Origin of the sequence: Paracoccus versutus, from assembly GCF_029909795.1 — a bacterium.
Lineage (GTDB): Bacteria > Pseudomonadota > Alphaproteobacteria > Rhodobacterales > Rhodobacteraceae > Paracoccus > Paracoccus versutus.
This window is the reverse complement of record NZ_CP038197.1, coordinates 1,399,806-1,416,972: the sequence shown is the minus strand read 5'-3', so window position 1 is coordinate 1,416,972 and position 17,167 is coordinate 1,399,806. Positions and strand designations below refer to the sequence as shown.

Below are 17,167 nucleotides of genomic sequence, written 5' to 3'. Positions count from 1 at the left end.
CGGTCACTTGGCGGCCATCAGGTCGTATTCGACCTCATGCTCGTCGCCTTTCGAATGGTCGTCGGCCTGGACGACGTATTTGACGGCGATCTTCTCGAACGAGATGCCGATCTGCTCGGCGATGGTGTCGATCTCGGGTGCGGGCTGGTTCTGGCTCATCGAATAGGACGAGATCAGGCAATTGGTCATGGTGATGGTCAGGTAGTCCAGATGCGCCTCGCCCGAGTCCTTGCGGACGGTGAAGGTCATGGTCTCGAAGGCCTTGCCCTGCATGCAGGCCAGCGCCAGGTAGGGCGAGGCGGCGTCATACCATTTGTAAAGCGTCAGGTCGCTGACGGTGGCGCGCCCGCGCACGCGGCCAGACCCGGTCGCGGCCGAGCTTTTCTGCTCGGCCTTCAGGTCGGCGCCCCAGATGTCGATTTCGCCTTCGTGATCGGCCCGGCGCGATTCGCCGTCGATGCCGTCGATCTTGAGGTATCCGGTGAAAGCCATCTCACATCTCCCTGTTCGGCCTGTTCGGCAAGCCGGGTTTCAGACATGGCGGGGCCCGTCGGGGCCGCGTCGGGGGCCGCGCGCGCCCTGGCGCCCGCCGGCCCGGCGCCGCAGGGGCCGCCGCGGCCCCTGGGCAAAGCGCGTCACGGCCCCTTGACCGAGGGCAGCTCCGAAACCAGCCGCAGCGAGGCGTTGATGCCTTCCAGCTGGTAATGCGGGCGCAGGTAGAAGCGGGCGGCGTAATAGCCGGGCCGGCCCTCGACGCTGTCCACCTGCACCTCGGCCTTGGCCAGCGGCCGCTTGGCCTTGGCCTTGTCGTCGGCCATGGCGGTATTGGCCAGCACGTAGCGGTTGATCCATTCGGACAGCCAGACCTCCATGTCGGCGCGTTCCTTGAAGGTGCCGATCTTGTCGCGGGCGATGGCCTTGAGGTAATGCGCGAAGCGGCAGACCGGCAGCAGATAGGGCAGGTTCGCCGACAGCCGCTCGTTGGCCTGGGCGTCGGGATCGACCAGCCGCCCGGCGCGGGCCTCGCAATCCTGCAGGGTCTGCGCGCCCAGGAAGGCCGCGACATCGGTGTTCTTGCGGTGCAGGATCGGCATCAGCCCCAGCTTGGCCAGCTCATGCTCGCGCCGGTCGTCGATGGCGATCTCGGTCGGGCATTTCATCACCACCGAGCCGTCGTCGCTGGGGAAGGTATGCACCGGCAGGTTGGTGACGGCGCCGCCCGATTCCACGCCGCGGATCTGGCTGCCCCAGCCGTAAAGCTTGTGGCTGCGGTTGATGTTCACCCCCATCGGGAAGGCCGCGTTCATCCAGACGTAATGGTCGTGCTTGCCGTCGATCTCTTCGCGGAAGTCGAAGCCCTTGACCGGGATGGTGTCCGGCCCATAGGGCAGGCGCGCCAGCACCCGCGGCAGGGTCAGGCCGATATAGCGCGCGTCCTCGCTTTCGCGCAGGCTTTGCCAGGCCGCGTAGTCGGGCGAGGACGTGACCATCTTCAGGTCTTGCGGATTGGGCAGTTCCTGCCAGCTTTCCATGCGGAACAGCCGGGGCGAGGCCGCGGCGATGAAGGGCGCATGCGCCGAGGCGCAGATCCCCGACAGGTTGCGCAGCAGCCCCACGTCGCGCGGGTGGTGGCTGAATTCGTAATCGCCGACGATGCTGCCGAAGGGCGCGCCGCCGAAGCTGGAATATTCCTCGGTATAGAGCTTGCGGAACATGGGCGACTGGTCCCACATCTGCCCCTCGAAATCCTCCAGCTGGTCGGCAAGCTCGTCCTTGGTGATGTTCAGCACCCGGATCTTGAGCATGGTGTCGGTTTCGGTGTTGTTGACCAGGTAATGCAGCCCGCGCCAGCTTCCTTCCATGCGGCGGATCTCGGGGGCGTGCAGCACCTCGTTCATCTGCGTGGTCAGCAGCTCGTCGATGCCGGCGATCAGCGACTTGATCGAGCGCACGGCATTGCCGGAGATCGTGGCGCTGCCGGCCTTTTCGCGGGCGGCAAGGGCCAGGTTCGCGACCAGTTCGCGCAACTTGGCGCTGTCGTCCTGTTCCTTGACGCGGAAGTCCTTTTCCAGAAGCGTGCCGAATTCGTCCAGGTCGACGGCCTCGGCTTCGGCGGCGGTTTCGGTGCCCTTGAGTTCCTGTTCGGCCATGGCTCAGCCCTCCGTCCCGTCGCCGCCGGGGGCCACCGCCTGCTCGGCGACGCGGGCCAGCAGCGGCTCGTCGTTCAGAAGCTGGGCGATGCGCTTTTCGGCGCTGGCCTTGCCGTCCATGTAGCTCAGCAGTTCCTCGAGCTTGCGGCGCATCTTCATCAGCTCGGCCAGTTCGGGGATCTGCTCGGCGATGCGGTCGGGGGCGAAATCGCCCATGTTGCGAAAGGTCAGGTCCACGAACATCTCTTCTTCCTCCGCGCCGGCCTCCTCGCCCTCCTTGCGGGGCAGGCGGTTGGGGATGCGGGCGGTGACGCGGGGCGAAAGCGCCTCCATGAAGGCGGGGAAGCGGCCGGCATCCACCTCGACGAAGGACCGTTCGGCGGGCGGCTTCTGCGCCTCGCGCGAGGTGGACTTGCCCGCCAGATCCGCCATCACCCCCATGACGAAGGGCAGTTCGATGGTGGTCGGGCTGCCGTAATGCTCGACGTCATAGGCGATCTGCACCCTGGGGGCGCGATTGCGCTCGATTACCTTGGCCTTGCTCTCGCTCATCGCGGGTTACTCCCTGTCGCGGCGCCATCGCGGCGCCGGCCCCGATTGCGCCCTGCCGTCAGCGTCCCTTGTCCTCGGCCACTCCGGCGACATTGCGGAATTCCTTCATCCCTCCCGGCGCCAGTTCCTCCATCAGCTGCAGGAAGTTCATCGGCACCATCTTCTTCATCCGCCGCGCCAGATGCGGCAAAGGCGAGGCGGGTTCGTTGCGTTCGTAGAAATCGATGATCAGGTCGAGACAGGTCGCGACCTCGGCACGCGAGGCCAGCCTTGCCGGCAGGCCTGCCGATGCGGGCGCGGTGGCAACGGCCGCGGGGGCGGGCGTTGGCGCGGACGGTGCTGCAGGCGCATTGGCCTGCGCCTGCGCTGCCGGCTGCGTGGGGCGGCTGAACTGCGCCTCGGGGCTGGCCAGCGTCGCCGCCATCCGCTCCAGCATCCGGCGCAGCGCCGGGAAGCGGGTCGGCGGGTCGTCCCCGATGCGCGCGGCCAGGGCCGCCTCCAGCCGGGCCAGCGCCGCCAGCGCGGCCGCAAGCCCGGTTTCCAGCTGCGCCACCGCCTCGGGCTCGGTGTCGCGCAGGGCGCGGCAGGCGGTCAGCACCCGCGTCGCCCTGGCGTCATGGCGGGCGGCGCGGTCGGCCTGTTCGGCGGCCGAAAGCCCCGTCGGCCCCTCGGCCGCCAGCACCGAGGCCGTGACCGCCCCCGCCGCCAGATCCCCGCCCGAGACCGCGGGCAGGCCGCGCGGGACCAGCACGGTGTTGAACTCCAGATCGCCCAGGATGCCGGCATCGGCATTCTCGATCTGGTAGAGCGCGTTGATCCGGCGCAGCGCGGCCTCGCGCACCAGCTGGCCCTCGCGCAGGGCGGGATGCAGGTGGTCCCACCAGGTTTCCAGCGTCTCGGCCAGCAGGTCCAGCCCCTCGGCCAGCCCTTCCGCGCCGCGCAGGTTGGTCATGATCCGCGCCACGACGACCAGCAGGCGCAGGTCGCGGCCGGCCTGGGCCAGCGCCTCGGCCTCGTCCAGCAGATGCGCCCAGTCCAGCGCCACGTCGCCGGTATTGCCCTTGGCCAGCTGTTCGGCCCGTGCCGCCCGAGAGGCCCCGTCCAGCGCCCTTTCGAGCGCCAGAAACCTCATGTCGTTGCGAAGATCCAACCCGGCGGAATCCGGCACGGCGAGCGGAGCGAGAAACATAGGGGAAACCTTTTCAAAGGCCGCATTATGTTCTTCTCGAAATGGGAAAATCATCTCATGGACTGCGGCTTTGCGCAATGAAATCCTGCGGATCGGCGGCGGTGCCCCCTGGCTGGGGCGTGCCCCCGGCCTTGGCGCGGTCAGGGCCGCAGGTCCAGGATGCGCTGGGTGGCGGCCAGGATGCGCTGCGGATCGGCCGCGCGCCGCGCCGCCAGCGCCTCGGCAAAGGCGTCGGCGGATTCGTCGCCCGGCCGGCGTTCGTCGAAAAGCGGGCCGCGGGTGACGAAGGCAAAGATCCCCGCCTTGCCGAAATCGCGGTCGTTCACGCGAAAGGCGATGCGTCCCGGCCCCAGGCCCGCATCCCCGGCGGGCCAGAGCACGCGCACGCGGCTGAGCGCGCCTTCGGGCTGGCCGATGCGGTCCAGCCGGGTTTCCTGGTCGGCCATGTTGGGCAGAACGTTGAAGACCTTGCCGGTTTCCTCGACCGCGACCCAAAGCTCGGCGCCGGGCGTCGCGGCCAGTTCGGCGGGGATCAGCACGTCCGCGACCGGGTTGTCGCCGGGGCGATAGATGCCGGTCAGCGAGGGCTCGGGCCGGCGCGCCTCGGACAGGCGGATGCCGATGCCGCCCTCGGGCAGGCCCGCCGCCGCGGCGCGGATCCGGCAAAGCGAGGGGCTCAGCGTCTCGGTCTCCAGCCGCAGGGCGCGCTCGCCCAGGGCCGGGCGCAGCGCCTCGGCCAGGGCCGCGGCGGCGGCGGCATCGGGCAGGGCGCCGCGGATCGCGACGCCGGCGCCGGGTGGGGCACCGCCCTGGGGCAGGTCGCTGGTCAGCGGGCCGCAGCGGGCGGCGCCGGCCAGCAGCGCGTCCAGATCGGCGGGCATCAGCAGGGCGGGGCCGGCGGCAAGCCGCGGCACCAGCTCCATGCCCGAGGCCCGCGCCCATTCCGCCAGCCGGGCGGCGATGGCGTCGCGCTCGGCCGGAGTGGGGGCGCTGCCGGCGATCTCGGCGCGCAGGTCGGTGACAAGCACCGTCCAGTCCTGCAAGCCCTGCAATTGCGGGAAAAGCCGCTCGACCGCCTCGGCCCAGCCGGGCGCGGGCATGCCGCGCGCCGGGGCCAGGGCGTCCTGCGGCGGGCTGCTGCCGGCAGCGGCGGCGAAGGCGGCGGCGATCCGCGCGGCGCTGGCCGCATCCGGCGCCGGGCCGGACAGCCGCGGCGCATCGCCCCCCGCCGCCTCCAGCCGCCAGGGCTGGACCAGCGGCAGGGCGGGGAAAAGCAGCGGCCTTGCGGCAAGGAACCCGCCGGCCAGCACCACGGCCAGAAGCAGCAGGACCAGCCAGCGCCGCCCGCCGCCCGCCTTGCGCGCCGGCTGCGGGCGCGGCGCGGCGCCCTTGCGGGCCGGCGCGGCCTCGGCCCCCTTCAGCAGCGCGTCCAGCCGCGCCACCACCGCGGCGGCCGAGGGCGCGCGTTCCCCGATGCGCGGCGCCGAAAGCCACAGGATCAGCCCGGCCAGCGGTTCGGGCAGGCCGGTCACGTCCAGGGGCTCGGATTTGCGGCGGATCATTTCGCCGGGCGTCGCGCCGGCAAAGGGCACCTCGCCCCGCGCCGCCGCCAGCAGCAGCGCGCCGAGCGCGTAAAGGTCGCTGGCCGGCTCGGCCTTGCCGTCGAACTGTTCGGGCGCGGCATATTCGTATTTGCCGGCGAACTGGTTGCCGACCACGGTATGCGCCCCGGCGGCGGTGTCCTTGGCGATGCCGAAGTCGATCACCGTCGCGCCCTCGACCCGGCCGTCGCGCAGGATGACATTGTCGGGCGACAGGTCGCGATGCACCACGCCGCGGGCATGGGCGGCGACCAGCCCCTCGGCCACGCGATGCGCGACGATCAGCAAGTCGCGCGTGCCCAGCCTGCGTTCGGCCATCACCTCGGACAGCGCCGGGCCGTCGATGAAGTCCATGACCAGGAAGACATGGCCCTCGGGCGTGCGCGAGCAGTCGCTGTAGCGCACCACGGCGTCGTGCAGGATGTCGCGCATCGCCTCTTCGCGGCGCATCAGCTCAAGATAGCCCTCGTCGCCGGAAAAGCCGGCCGAAAGCGCCTTGATCGCCACCACCCGGCCGGTGACGAGGCTTTTGGCGCGATAGACCTCGCCGGTGCCGCCGCGGCCCAGCACGCCCTCGACGGCCCAGGTGTTGTTGAGCACCTGGCCCTCGCGGAAGATGTCCCCCGGCAGGGCCGGGATCATGGCGACGTTCCCTTTTGCGGCAGGCTGGCCATGGCCGGCTCCTTGCGAAAAGATTTCCGAAAGCCGCGGTTTTGAAATACACTTTCCCCCAGGATCATTTCCCCCCGAGCCTGCCCCTGGCAAGCCCGTTTTATCGCTCCGGTTCTTTTGCCAGCTTTGCAAGGATGGCCAGGATGACGACCGTGACGCCCCGCGCCCCCGCCAGAGGATCCCGAGAAACCGTCAAGCGCAAGGAACTGGTCGGCCGGCTGGATGCGCTGTGCCTGCGGGCGTTTTCCGAAGGGGCGCGCAACGCCAAGGCGCGCGGCAATCCCTATGTCGAGCTGGTGCATTTCATCGCCGCGCTGGCGGGGGCGGCGGATTCGGACCTGGCGCTGATCGCCGCCGCGGCCGGGGTCGATGCGGCGCGGCTGGAGGGCGACCTGGCCCGCGCGCTCGACGCCCTGCCGCGCGGGGCCAGCGCGGTCGAGGAGTTTTCCGACCACATCTTCCACGCCATTCAGGAGGGCTGGACGCTGGCGGCGCTGGAGCGGGGCACCGACCGCGTGCGCTCGGGCGACATCCTGGTCGCCTGCCTCAAGACCCCGGTGCTGGAAGGCTTGCTGCTGCGCATCAGCCCGGAATTCGGCCGCATCGACCCCGACCGCATGGCGCCGGACCTGCCCGGCATCCTGGCCGGTTCGGCCGAGGCCGAACCGGCGGCCCCGCCCGAGCCCGCGCCGGCCAATGTGCCGAAACCGCCCGAAGGGGCGCTGGCGAAATACGCCACCAACCTGACCGAGCGGGCGCGCGCCGGCAAGATCGACCCGGTGGTCGGCCGCGACCCGGAAATCCGCCAGATCATCGACATCCTGATGCGGCGGCGGCAGAACAACCCGATCCTGACCGGCGAGGCCGGGGTGGGCAAGACCGCCGTGGTCGAGGGCTTTGCCCTGCGGCTGGCGCGCGGCGACGTGCCGCCGCAGCTGGCGGCGGTCGATCTGTGGCTGCTGGACATCGGGCTGATGCAGGCCGGCGCCAGCGTCAAGGGCGAGTTCGAGAAGCGGCTGAAATCGGTGATCGACGAGGTGCAGGCCTCGGCGAAATCGGTGATCCTGTTCATCGACGAGGCGCATACGCTGATCGGCGCCGGGGGCGCGGCGGGGACGGGCGATGCCGCGAACCTGCTGAAACCGGCGCTGGCGCGGGGCGAGCTGCGCACCGTCGCCGCCACCACCTGGGCCGAATACAAACAGCATATCGAGAAAGACCCGGCGCTGACCCGGCGCTTCCAGGTGGTGAAGGTCGAGGAGCCTTCGGAAGCCGCCGCGGTCGGGATGCTGCGCGGCGTGGCGGGCGTGCTGGAACGGCATCACCGGGTCGAGATCCTGGACGAGGCGATCGGCGCGGCCGTCTCGCTGTCGCATCGCTATATCCCGGCGCGGCAATTGCCGGACAAGGCGATCAGCCTGCTCGACACCGCCTGCGCCCGCGTCGCCGTCAGCCAGCACGCGACGCCGGCGGAGCTGGAGGATCTGGAGCGCCGCCTGCAGGCGCTGGAGATCGAGGCGGGCATCATCGCCCGCGAGGCCGCCATCGGCATCGACACGACCGAGCGCCAGGCCGCCAACGACGCCGCCCGCGCCGCGGCCGAGGCCGAGCGCGCCGCCGCGCTGGAACGCTGGGAGGCGGAAAAGGCGCTGGTCTCCGACATCCTTTCGCTGCGGGCCGAGCTGCGCGGCGAGGGCATGGCGCTGGACGAGACCGGGGCGGAAGCCGGGGGCGAGGCCGCGGAAATCGCCGCCGAGGGGGCATCTGCCGAGGCTGCGCCCGATGCGCCTGCCGCGGCCGCGCTGTCCGGTGATGCGGATGCCGAAACCCCGGACCCTGACCCGGCCGCGCGGCTGTCGCTGTTGCGCGTCAAGATGGCCGAGCTGGCGGAGCGGCAGGGCGAGCGGCCGCTGATCCTGCCCTCGGTGGACCGGCTGGCGGTGGGGGCGGTGGTGCAGGACTGGACCGGCATCCCGCTGGGCCGGATGCTGGCCAGCCAGACCGAGCGTGCGCTGGGCCTTGCCGGCCTGCTTGCGCAGCGCGTGGTCGGGCAGGACCATGCCATGGCCGCCATCGCCAGCCGCATCCAGACCGGCATGGCCGGGCTGGGCGCGCCGGAAAAGCCGATGGGCGTCTTCATGCTTTGCGGCCCCTCGGGCGTCGGCAAGACCGAGACCGCGCTGGCCCTGGCCGATGCGCTTTACGGCGGCGAGCAGAACCTGATCTCCATCAACATGAGCGAGTTCCAGGAGGCGCATACCGTCTCGACCCTCAAGGGCGCGCCGCCCGGCTATGTCGGCTATGGCAAGGGCGGCGTGCTGACCGAGGCGGTGCGGCGCCGGCCCTATTCGGTGATCCTGCTCGACGAGGTGGAAAAGGCCCATCCCGACGTCCACGAGATCTTTTTCCAAGTCTTCGACAAGGGGATGATGGACGACAGCGAAGGGCGGCGGATCGACTTTCGCAACACGCTGATCCTGCTGACTTCGAACGTGGGCACCGACGAGATCATGGCGCTGACCGATGCCGGCCGCAGCCGGATCGAGATCGACAGCCTGTCGGCCGCGCTGCGCCCGCCGCTGCTGAAGGTGTTTCCCCCGGCGCTGCTGGGGCGGCTGGTGACGATCCCCTACCTGCCGCTTTCGGATGCGATGATCGAGGCCATCGCCGGGCAGAAGCTGGCCGGCATCGGCCGCAGGCTGGCCGCCGCGCATGGCGCCGAGCTGGTGATCGGCACGGGCGTCATGGACCAGATCCGCGCCCGCTGCACCGAGGTCGAATCGGGCGGCCGCATGGTCGACGCCATCCTGACCGGCGCGATCCTGCCCGAACTCAGCCGCCGGGTGCTGGACGCCAGGCTGGAGGGGCGCGGCATCGGCAGGGTGACGGTGACCGGCGGGCCGGACGGCTTTGCCTATGCCTTGGACTGAGGCGTGCCGTGCAGATCCTGGACCAGACCGGCTTTCCCCATCAGATGGGGACCGGCATGGACGTGGCCGGGCAGCCCTACATGCTGCTGGTGGTCAAGGGCAGCTTCGCCTTTCCCGAGCGTGAAAGCGACCCGCCCCTGCCGCTTCAGGACCAGCGCCCGCTGGTCATGGCCGACGAATATACCGGCGCGCCGGGCTTTTCCGCACCGCTTTGGGAAAGCGATTTCGCCTTTCGCAAGCCCCTTTGCGACGTGGTGCTGAACGGCGCCGCCCATGCCCCCGGCGCCCGCCCGGTCGAGCGGCTGCGCGTGGGGCTGGCGGTGGGCAACTGGTCCAAGCAGTTCGACGTGGTCGGCCAGCGCGAATGGCGCACGCTGGGGCCGGCCATTGCCGCGACCCGGCCCTATCCCTTCACGCGGATGCCGTTTTCCTATGATACCGCCTTTGGCGGGCCCGACCGCAGCCGTCCGCCCGGCCCCGACGTGCCGGTCCATGCCGCCAATCCGGTGGGGCTGGGCTGGGCCACCGCCTCGGGCGGCAGTCCGGCGGGCCTCGCGCTGCCCAATACCGAGGCGCCGGGGCAGGAGATCACCTCGCCCTATGGCGACTGGCAGCCGATGGCGCTGGGGCCCTACGGGCGCGGCTGGCCGCTGCGCCTGCCCTATGGCGGCACCTATGACGAGCGCTGGGTGGCGGAAACCGCGCCCTTCCTGCCGCGGGACTTCGACGAGCGTTACTACCAGATGGCGCCCCCCGACCAGCAGATCGTGCCGCCCGCGCCTTTTACGCCGGTGGTGCTGGTGCATCTGACCCCGCGCGGGCGCGAGGCGTTCCGCCTGCCCGACACCCGGCTGCCGTTCCGGGTCTGGCACGGGCGCGACTGCTGCCTCGACACCGTGGCGCTGCCCGACACGCTGGCCATCGACGCCGAGGCGCGGGTCTTGATGCTGAGCTGGCGCGTGCAGGTGCCGATCCGCCGCACCATCGCCGAGTTCTCGCGCGCCTGGATCGGCGCGCCGACCGCCGCCATGCTGCGGGCCGAGCGCGAGGGGCGCGGCTATATCCGCCTGGCGGCCGTTCTGGGCGAGGGCGGGGGCGGGGGCGCGGACGGGGGGAACGGTCCATGATCGGCGTGCTGGCGGCGGGCATGGTCACGGCGGTGGGGCTGGACTGGGCCTCGTCGGCGGCGGCGATGCGGGCGCGGCTGGACGGGTTCGTCGAGACGCGCTTTACCGCACCCGGCGGCTGGCGTATCGGCGCGCCGGTGCCTTTGCCACGCAACTGGATCGGCCAGCGGCGCATGGCGCATCTGGCCGCCGGCGCCTTGGCCGACATTCTGCGCCAGGAACCCGCCGCGGCCGAGGCCGCGCTGATCCTGTGCCTGGCCGAGGAGGGCCGCCCCGGCCGCCCGGTGCCCGATCCCTCGGCGCTGCTGCGGATGCTGTCGCAGATTCTCGGCCTGCCCGAGCGGCGGGCGCATGTGGTGGCGCATGGCCGGCCCTCGGGCTTCGTCGGGCTGGAGCGGGCGCGGCGCATGATCGCGGCGGGGCAGGCGGGGCGGGTGATCCTGCTGGGGCTCGACAGCTACCTGACCGGGCCGGCGCTGGCGCATTACGCGGGGCTGGAGCGGCTGCTCCAGGATGGCAATGCCGACGGCTTCATTCCCGGCGAGGCGGCGGCGGCGGTGCTGCTGGGGCCGGGCGGCGCCCTGCGGCTGACCGGGCTGGGTCTGGCGCGCGAGGTGGCCTTCCTGGGCAACGGCCGGGGCGAGGGCGGCGCGGACCTGCCCCTGCGCGGCGACGGCATGGCCGCGGCCTATCGCGCCGCCCTGGCCGAGGCCGAGACCGACCTTGCCCATGTCGAATACCGCATCTCGGACCTGCCGGGCGAGCAGCATTTCTTCCGCCAGGCGGCGCTGATGACCTTGCGCCTGGAACGCGGCCGCTCGGCCTTCCAGGACCTGTGGAGCCCGGCCGAGAGCCTGGGCAATATCGGCGCGGCCGTGGTGCCCGCCATGCTGGGCATGGCGCTGGCGGCCGTGCGCAGGGGCTATGCGCCGGGCTCGCCGGTGCTGGTCGATGCCTCGGGCGACGACGGCGCCTGCGGGGCGGCGGTGCTGCACGAAGCGCGCGGCGGCGCCCGGCGCGTCTCGGCCGAGGATCGCCTTGCCACGGGGGCGGCACGATGAGCGGGGTTTTCGCCAACGGGCTGGAGATCAGCGGCAAGGCGGTCAACGCCCAGACCATCGCCGCCTTTCCCGACACCTGCTTCACCCCGCCCGAGAACCCGGCGACGCCGCCGGGCGTGCCGGTGCCCTATCCCAGCTTCGGCATGGCCTCGGACACGGAAAACGGCACCGGGACGGTGTTCATCTGCGGCAAGACGGTGAACATCAAGAACAAGTCCGACGTCAGCCGCACCTCGGGGACCGAGGCGGGCTGCGCGGCGAAAAAGGGCATCATCACCTCGAAGAACACCGGCAAGAAATACTTCACCTCGTGGTCGAACGACGTGAAATTCGACGGCGAGCCGGTGATCCGCTTTTCCGACCTCGCCACGCACAACCACGCTTCGCCCGGCGGGCAGACGCCGCCTTTCCCCGAGATCTGCGCGGCGAACCAAGCCTTTGCCGATTGCGTGACGCTGCTGAACAAGCTGGAAATGCAGCTGCACGAACATGGCAAGTCCCCTTGCAAGCATCCCGACCAGTCCGAGCATCCGCTGGAAAACCAGATGATGCAGAAATCGCGGGGCGGCACGAATTATGCCGCCTTTCCTGGCTATCATGTGGACAAGGCGCCCTGCATCTGCATGCGCTCCTTCAACCTGAACCCCGATGGCAGCCCCAAAAGCGGCGCGGGCAGCATGAAGGGGGCGCCGCATCCGATGAAGTCCAAGGCCAACCGCGATCTCTTGAAGAAGAGCCCCAAGCCGACCGTGCGCGAGGCGCTGGACGAGACCAAGCAAGCCTATGGCGATCACCATGACAAGCTGCAACCGCCCACCTCGGAAGAAGAAAAGAAGGCCGCGCTGGAATGCATCGAGGTGGTGATCGTGACCTATCTGCAAAGCGTGGCCAAGCCCAAGCAGAATGCCGACGGCTCGACCAGCCAGCCGTCGACGCAGGACGTCCTGAATACCCAGTTGAGGAATTGACATGGCCGATACCGACACCCCTTCCGGCAATCCCCTGGACGATCTCGACCCTTCCGAGGTGAGGATCGAGGCGGTGGATGCCTTTCACCTGGGCGGCACGCGCTATGCCGCCAGTTTCGAATTGACCGACATCCATTGCGAATTCTCGCGGTCCTTCCTGCTCGACATCGACTTCGGCGAGACGCTGACCTTCACGGTGCGGTTGCAGATCGAGGATGCGATCAATTCCCATGCCACGCTGGCGCCGGACAGGCATGTCGTGCTGGAACTGGGCGGGTTGATCCATGACCTGACGCTTGCGGGCGACAGCGTCACCGCCTTGCCCGAAGGTGTATTGCGGCGGATCTGGCATCTGGAGGGCGGCCCGCAATTCGTCTTTGGCGACCGCGGCGTGGCCTATGTCCGCGAACCGGGCGGCGACTGGGAGTTGATCGCCCCCCATGATCTGGCGGTGTTGCGCGCCATTCACGGCAGTTCGGCCCAGGATGTGCATGCCTGCGGCCATGGCGGGTTGCTTCTGCGGCTGGAAGGCCGCGCCTGGGTGCCGGTGGAGATCCCCGACCAGCGCAATTTCTACGCCCTGGAGGTCTCGGCCGATGGTGCAATGCATTTCGGAGGCGCCGAGGGCACCGCCTATGCGCTGATGGGCGAGGAATTGACGCCGTTGGAGGCTGCGCCTTGGGATTATTTCGGCATCTGCAGTTTCAAGGGCCGCCGCTACTGGACCGATTCCTCCTATGGCATCAGCGTGCAGGAGGGCAACGCGCTGCGTCCGTTCCGCAATCTGGGGCAGGGATTTTTCATGCACGCCTCGGCCGAAAAGCTGGTGATCTCGGGCTGGAAGGAGATCTTCATCTTCGACGGCGAGAACTGGGAGGGGTTCGAGATGGGCTATGACGGCAATATCTTCCTGCGCCGGCTCGACATGGCGGATTATGGCGGCTGACCCAGCCGGCCGGCCAGATAGGCCCTGACCTTGTCCAGGTCCAGCGCGGCCACCCGCAGCCCCTCGGCGCCGGGTTGCAGCATGCGCAGCACGAACAACTCGCCCGGCTCGGGATATTCGGCCATGCGCGTCTCGGCCATGCGCAGCCCCTCGGCGCCGGCCAGGCGCAGCCCGTCCAGATGCGCCTCCAGCCGCTCCAGCAGGCGGGCGATGCGCAGGGCGTCCATCTCGGGGTTTTCCTCGGGGAAAAGCATCGCCCGGTCGTAGAGCGTCCACAGGAAGGCCGCCTGCTCGGCGTGCTGGCGCAGGATCTCGGGCAGGGCGGGGGCGGGCGGATACATCAGTTCAGGTTGATCGAGCCGCCCCGGATGCGGTTCGCCGCCGAGGCGTGGCTGACCAGATAGGTGCCGCGAATGGTGATATGGCCGTCCGCCTCCATCACGATCGAGGCCTTGCCGCAGCGCAATTCGATCCGTTGCTGGGCAGTGATGCGCAAGGGCTCGCCATCGGCCACCGCCACCGGCCCGGCGGGCATGGCCGAGACGATGCGGCCGATCACCAGCGGCCGGGCCGCGTCGCCATCCTCGAACAGGATGGCAAGCTCGGCGCCGATGTCGCCCGGATCGAAACTCACTAGGCTGCGCGCCGGGACCGCCTGGGCCGAGGGATTGCCGGGAAAGACCACCAGCGGCCGCCCCTTTTCCAGGCCCAGCAGCATGCCGATCACCACGCCGCCGCGAACATCCTCGCCGATCATGCCCAGCCCTCCGCCCCGGCTGCGGCGATGATAGCATGGTCGGGCCCCGAGTTCACCGGCTTTCGCGGCCTGGCCCGCCTGTGCGAGGGGCTATGGCCCGGCGATGCGGCGCAGGAAATCCGTCAGCCGGTGGCGGGCGGCGAAACCGCTGCAGAAGGACGAAAAGATCGCGCGGAGCTGCTGATCGCTGTGGTCCTGGCCCAGCGTGCCGTAATCCCGCCCCTCCACCAGCTCCGTGCCGAGCTTTTCGGACAGCACGGGCTTGCCGGCGAGATACGAGGACAGCAGCCGCGGATATTCGGTATAGATGCCATCGGCGAAATGGATGTTGACGACGCCGCGGCTGTCGCAGACGGCCTTGTGCAGGTCTGCGCCATAGGTCTCGGACAGCACGTGGCAATGATCCTTGGGCAGCCGGGCCAGGATCTTGGCCCTGCGGTCGTTGAGGGCGCCGAAGAACACCGGCGGGCGTTGCCCGGCCCGATAGGGCACCGGCCGGCAGGGAAAGACATGCGGGCCGAACAGCACCCGGCGCCGCAGAAAGCCGGGAAGCCATCGGTAATAGGGGGCGTTGGCGGGGCTGAGGTCCAGGATGAGGTGATAGAACAGCAGCTGTTTCAGCAACCGCCGTGGGCGAGGCTTTCTCCACATCGCACGGCCGTCTTCGTCGAAATAATGCTCGGTCTGGATGCCGAGCCGCAGCCCCCTGCGGAACAGGGCGGGGCCGAATTTCCGATGGATGCCGACATAGATGTTGATCCGGGCGGCGGGAAGGTTTTCCGCCCGGATGCCGGCCAGCATGTCGCGGGCGAACTGATCGAGGACGGGATGATTGGAAAAGACGGTCAGGGAGCCGATCTTGTGTTCCCGAACCGGATCACCCATCGCGGCCTCGTCTGGAAAAGCCTGCTTGCCGTTTCATGCCCCGGCCGCCGTCGATGCCGGGCGGGACAGGGCCGGACAGGATGTGCCCGCCGACCCTGGGGACCGCGCGGGACATCGTGCGGGACGATGCCGCCCATCCGCGGCGGGGCGGCTGTGGCGCGTTCCGATGCCGGTCCGGGGCATATGCAAAGGCCCTGCCGTTGCCGGCAGGGCGCATCGCATGGGACCGGCCCCGAATCGGCGCCACGGTCGAAGGGGATCAGGCTTTCGCCAGTTCGCGCTTGATCTTCAGCGCGCGGTCGGACAGTTCCGCGTCCTTGGCCTTCGCCAGGAAGGCGTCCAGGCCGCCGCGGTGATCGACCGAGCGCAGGGCCGCGGCCGAGATGCGCAGCTGGTAGCTGCGGCCCAGCTTTTCCGACAGCAGCGAGACTTCGTTCAGGTTGGGCAGAAACCGGCGGCGGGTCTTGTTGTTGGCGTGGGAGACGTTGTTGCCGCTCATCGGGCCCTTGCCGGTCAGTTCGCAAACGCGCGACATGATCTTGTTCCTTCGATTCGATCCTGCACGGGCGGCTGCCCGCAATATGAAAGGGCGCCGCGTGGCAGCGCCCGGAAATCCGTTTGCGCGGAATAAAGCGAGACGGGGGGCGCGTCAAGCGTTTTCGCCGGGCCGTCCGCTGCCGCCGCGGCGCTTCATGCCGCGAAATGCGTGGATTCATGCGCGATCAGCGCCTGCTTGCGCCACAGCCCGCCACCATAGCCGGTCAGGGCGCCGTCCGAGCCGATCACCCGGTGGCAGGGAATCACCACCGCGAAGGGGTTTGCGCCGTTGGCCCGCGCCACGGCGCGGATGGCCGTGGGCCGGCCGATGCGCCGCGCCAGCTCGGCATAGCTGATGGTCCGGCCTGCGGGGATCTGTTGCAGATCCTGCCAGACCCGGTTCTGGAAAGGGGTGCCGGACAGCGCCAGCGGCAGGTCGAACCCGGCGCAACGGCCCGAGAAATAGGCCGAAAGCTGCGCCTGGGCGCAGTCGGTGACGGCGGTGCGGCCGCAGCCGATCCCGGCCTTCGCGCGCCGTGCCGCCCGGCGCAGCCCCGCCCCGAGCCGGGCGGGGTCGGCAAATTCCAGCAGGTGCAGGTGCGCGTCGTCGGCCAGGGCGACCATGCCGCCCAAGGGCGTATCGATCCAGCCCGCCAGCAGCCGGGCATCCGGCGCCGGGGCCTGGCCCAGCAGCGCCGGCAGGGCCAGGCGAAAATCCTGCGCGTCTTCCAGCGCGGCGCTCATGCGCCCTGCAGCGACCGGGGGCGGGACGATCCGGCCTCGGGCGCGGCCAGCCAGTCCAGAATCTGCGCCGCCGCCGAATCGGGGTCGCTTTCGCCCCGCGCCACAGCGTCGCCCATCTCGCGCAGCCGGGCGCGCACCTCGGGCCGGTCGAGCCGCGCCAGGAGCCCGGCGCGCAGCTCGGACAGGAACCAGTGCCGCGCCTGCTCGGCCCGGCGGGCGTCGAAATGCCCGTGCTCGCGCCGCCAGTCGGCCAGCCAGGTCATGTTGGCCCAGGCCTTTTCCAGCCCCTCGCCGGTATAGGCGGAAACCGGCAGCGCCTTGGGGAACCCCTCGGGGTCGTAGGGGCGCTTGCGCAAGAGCCGCAGCGCGCCGGCGTAATCGGCCACCGTGCGCATCGCGGTCTCGCGCAGATCGCCGTCGGCCTTGTTGACCAGGATGATGTCGGCGATCTCCATGATGCCGCGCTTGACGCCCTGCAGCTCGTCGCCGCCGGCGGGGGCGAGCAGCAGGATGAACAGGTCCGACATCTCGGCCACCAGGGTTTCGCTTTGCCCGACGCCCACCGTCTCGATCAGCACCACGTCGAAGCCGGCCGCCTCGCAGAGCCGCACGGTTTCGCGGGTGCGCCGGGCGACGCCGCCGAGTTCCGCGCGCGAGGGCGAGGGGCGGATGAAGGCGTTCGGGTCGCGCGAGAGCGTTTCCATCCGGGTCTTGTCGCCCAGGATCGAGCCGCCCGAGCGCGCCGAGCTGGGGTCGACGGCCAGGACCGCGACCTTGAGGCCCTGCGCGGTCAGCATCTTGCCGAAGGCCTCGATGAAGGTGGACTTGCCGACCCCCGGCGTGCCCGACAGGCCGATGCGCAGGGCCTGCCGCTCGGGCAGCGCGGCCAGCAGCGCGACGGCGCGGGCGCGGTGGTCGGGGCGGGTGCTTTCGATCAGCGTGATCGCGCGGGACAGCGCGCGGCGATTGCCCTGCGTCAGGGGTTCGGTCAGTTCGTCCATGCCCATCCCGGCTGCATCCTTGCGACGCGGGGGCCGACTGCCCCCGC

At 70.2% G+C, this 17,167-nt stretch carries 16 protein-coding genes; 5 read left to right on the top strand and 11 right to left on the bottom strand.

Annotated features, from left to right (window positions below):
* Positions 1-3 precede the first annotated feature (3 nt).
* The 5 genes from E3U25_RS18265 to E3U25_RS18245 all read right to left on the bottom strand — a co-directional run bounded on the left by E3U25_RS18265 (position 4) and on the right by E3U25_RS18245 (position 6,134).
* Positions 4-492, bottom strand: a complete 489-nt coding sequence (locus E3U25_RS18265; RefSeq protein ID WP_036760978.1) for an Hcp family type VI secretion system effector — start codon at positions 490-492, stop codon at positions 4-6.
* A 143-nt stretch (positions 493-635) separates the two neighbouring features.
* Entirely contained in the window at positions 636-2,150 is a 1,515-nt protein-coding gene (gene tssC / locus E3U25_RS18260; protein ID WP_116221964.1) for a type VI secretion system contractile sheath large subunit, read from the bottom strand.
* Between the two features lie 3 nt (positions 2,151-2,153).
* Positions 2,154-2,702, bottom strand: a complete 549-nt coding sequence (gene tssB / locus E3U25_RS18255; protein WP_036760983.1) for a type VI secretion system contractile sheath small subunit — start codon at positions 2,700-2,702, stop codon at positions 2,154-2,156.
* A gap of 58 nt (positions 2,703-2,760) precedes the next feature.
* Positions 2,761-3,891: a type VI secretion system protein TssA gene (locus E3U25_RS18250; protein WP_116221965.1), complete on the bottom strand. Its 1,131-nt coding sequence runs from the start codon at positions 3,889-3,891 to the stop codon at positions 2,761-2,763.
* Between the two features lie 140 nt (positions 3,892-4,031).
* Positions 4,032-6,134, bottom strand: a complete 2,103-nt coding sequence (locus E3U25_RS18245; protein WP_116221966.1) for a serine/threonine protein kinase — start codon at positions 6,132-6,134, stop codon at positions 4,032-4,034.
* Between the two features lie 173 nt (positions 6,135-6,307).
* Here E3U25_RS18245 and tssH point away from each other — a divergent pair, with 173 nt between their 5' ends.
* The 5 genes from tssH to E3U25_RS18220 are packed head-to-tail and all read left to right on the top strand — an operon-like array spanning position 6,308 to position 13,196.
* Positions 6,308-9,094, top strand: coding sequence for a type VI secretion system ATPase TssH (gene tssH / locus E3U25_RS18240; protein WP_116222423.1), 2,787 nt, complete (start codon positions 6,308-6,310; stop codon positions 9,092-9,094).
* Positions 9,095-9,102: 8 nt separating this feature from the next.
* Complete coding sequence (locus tag E3U25_RS18235; RefSeq protein WP_116221967.1) at positions 9,103-10,221, top strand: DUF2169 family type VI secretion system accessory protein; 1,119 nt, start codon at positions 9,103-9,105, stop codon at positions 10,219-10,221.
* Positions 10,218-11,282: a 3-oxoacyl-ACP synthase gene (locus E3U25_RS18230; RefSeq protein WP_116221968.1), complete on the top strand. Its 1,065-nt coding sequence runs from the start codon at positions 10,218-10,220 to the stop codon at positions 11,280-11,282. The genes E3U25_RS18235 and E3U25_RS18230 overlap by 4 nt, the downstream gene beginning before the upstream one ends.
* Complete coding sequence (locus tag E3U25_RS18225; RefSeq protein WP_116221969.1) at positions 11,279-12,250, top strand: DUF4150 domain-containing protein; 972 nt, start codon at positions 11,279-11,281, stop codon at positions 12,248-12,250. The genes E3U25_RS18230 and E3U25_RS18225 overlap by 4 nt, the downstream gene beginning before the upstream one ends.
* 1 nt (position 12,251) lies before the next feature.
* Complete coding sequence (locus E3U25_RS18220; protein WP_116221970.1) at positions 12,252-13,196, top strand: hypothetical protein; 945 nt, start codon at positions 12,252-12,254, stop codon at positions 13,194-13,196.
* Here E3U25_RS18220 and E3U25_RS18215 read toward each other — a convergent pair.
* From E3U25_RS18215 to meaB, 6 genes are all read right to left on the bottom strand, one after another.
* On the bottom strand, positions 13,184-13,537 hold the full coding sequence (locus E3U25_RS18215; protein WP_116221971.1) for a hypothetical protein: 354 nt from the start codon (positions 13,535-13,537) through the stop codon (positions 13,184-13,186). The genes E3U25_RS18220 and E3U25_RS18215 overlap by 13 nt on opposite strands.
* The gene (locus E3U25_RS18210; RefSeq protein WP_116221972.1) at positions 13,537-13,953 is read right to left on the bottom strand and encodes a DUF6484 domain-containing protein; all 417 of its coding nucleotides are present in this window, start codon (positions 13,951-13,953) and stop codon (positions 13,537-13,539) included. Before E3U25_RS18210 ends, E3U25_RS18215 begins: the two co-directional genes overlap by 1 nt.
* 90 nt (positions 13,954-14,043) lie before the next feature.
* Complete coding sequence (locus E3U25_RS18205; RefSeq protein WP_116221973.1) at positions 14,044-14,838, bottom strand: hypothetical protein; 795 nt, start codon at positions 14,836-14,838, stop codon at positions 14,044-14,046.
* Between the two features lie 259 nt (positions 14,839-15,097).
* Positions 15,098-15,373 (bottom strand): 50S ribosomal protein L28, encoded by a 276-nt coding sequence (rpmB, locus tag E3U25_RS18200; protein WP_011748713.1) that lies wholly within the window; start codon positions 15,371-15,373, stop codon positions 15,098-15,100.
* A 155-nt stretch (positions 15,374-15,528) separates the two neighbouring features.
* Positions 15,529-16,119 carry a methylated-DNA--[protein]-cysteine S-methyltransferase gene (locus E3U25_RS18195; RefSeq protein ID WP_116221974.1) on the bottom strand — a complete coding sequence of 197 codons (591 nt, stop codon included), beginning with the start codon at positions 16,117-16,119 and terminating at the stop codon, positions 15,529-15,531.
* Positions 16,116-17,126: a methylmalonyl Co-A mutase-associated GTPase MeaB gene (meaB, locus tag E3U25_RS18190; RefSeq protein WP_052096002.1), complete on the bottom strand. Its 1,011-nt coding sequence runs from the start codon at positions 17,124-17,126 to the stop codon at positions 16,116-16,118. The genes E3U25_RS18195 and meaB overlap by 4 nt, the downstream gene beginning before the upstream one ends.
* Positions 17,127-17,167: the final 41 nt, after the last annotated feature.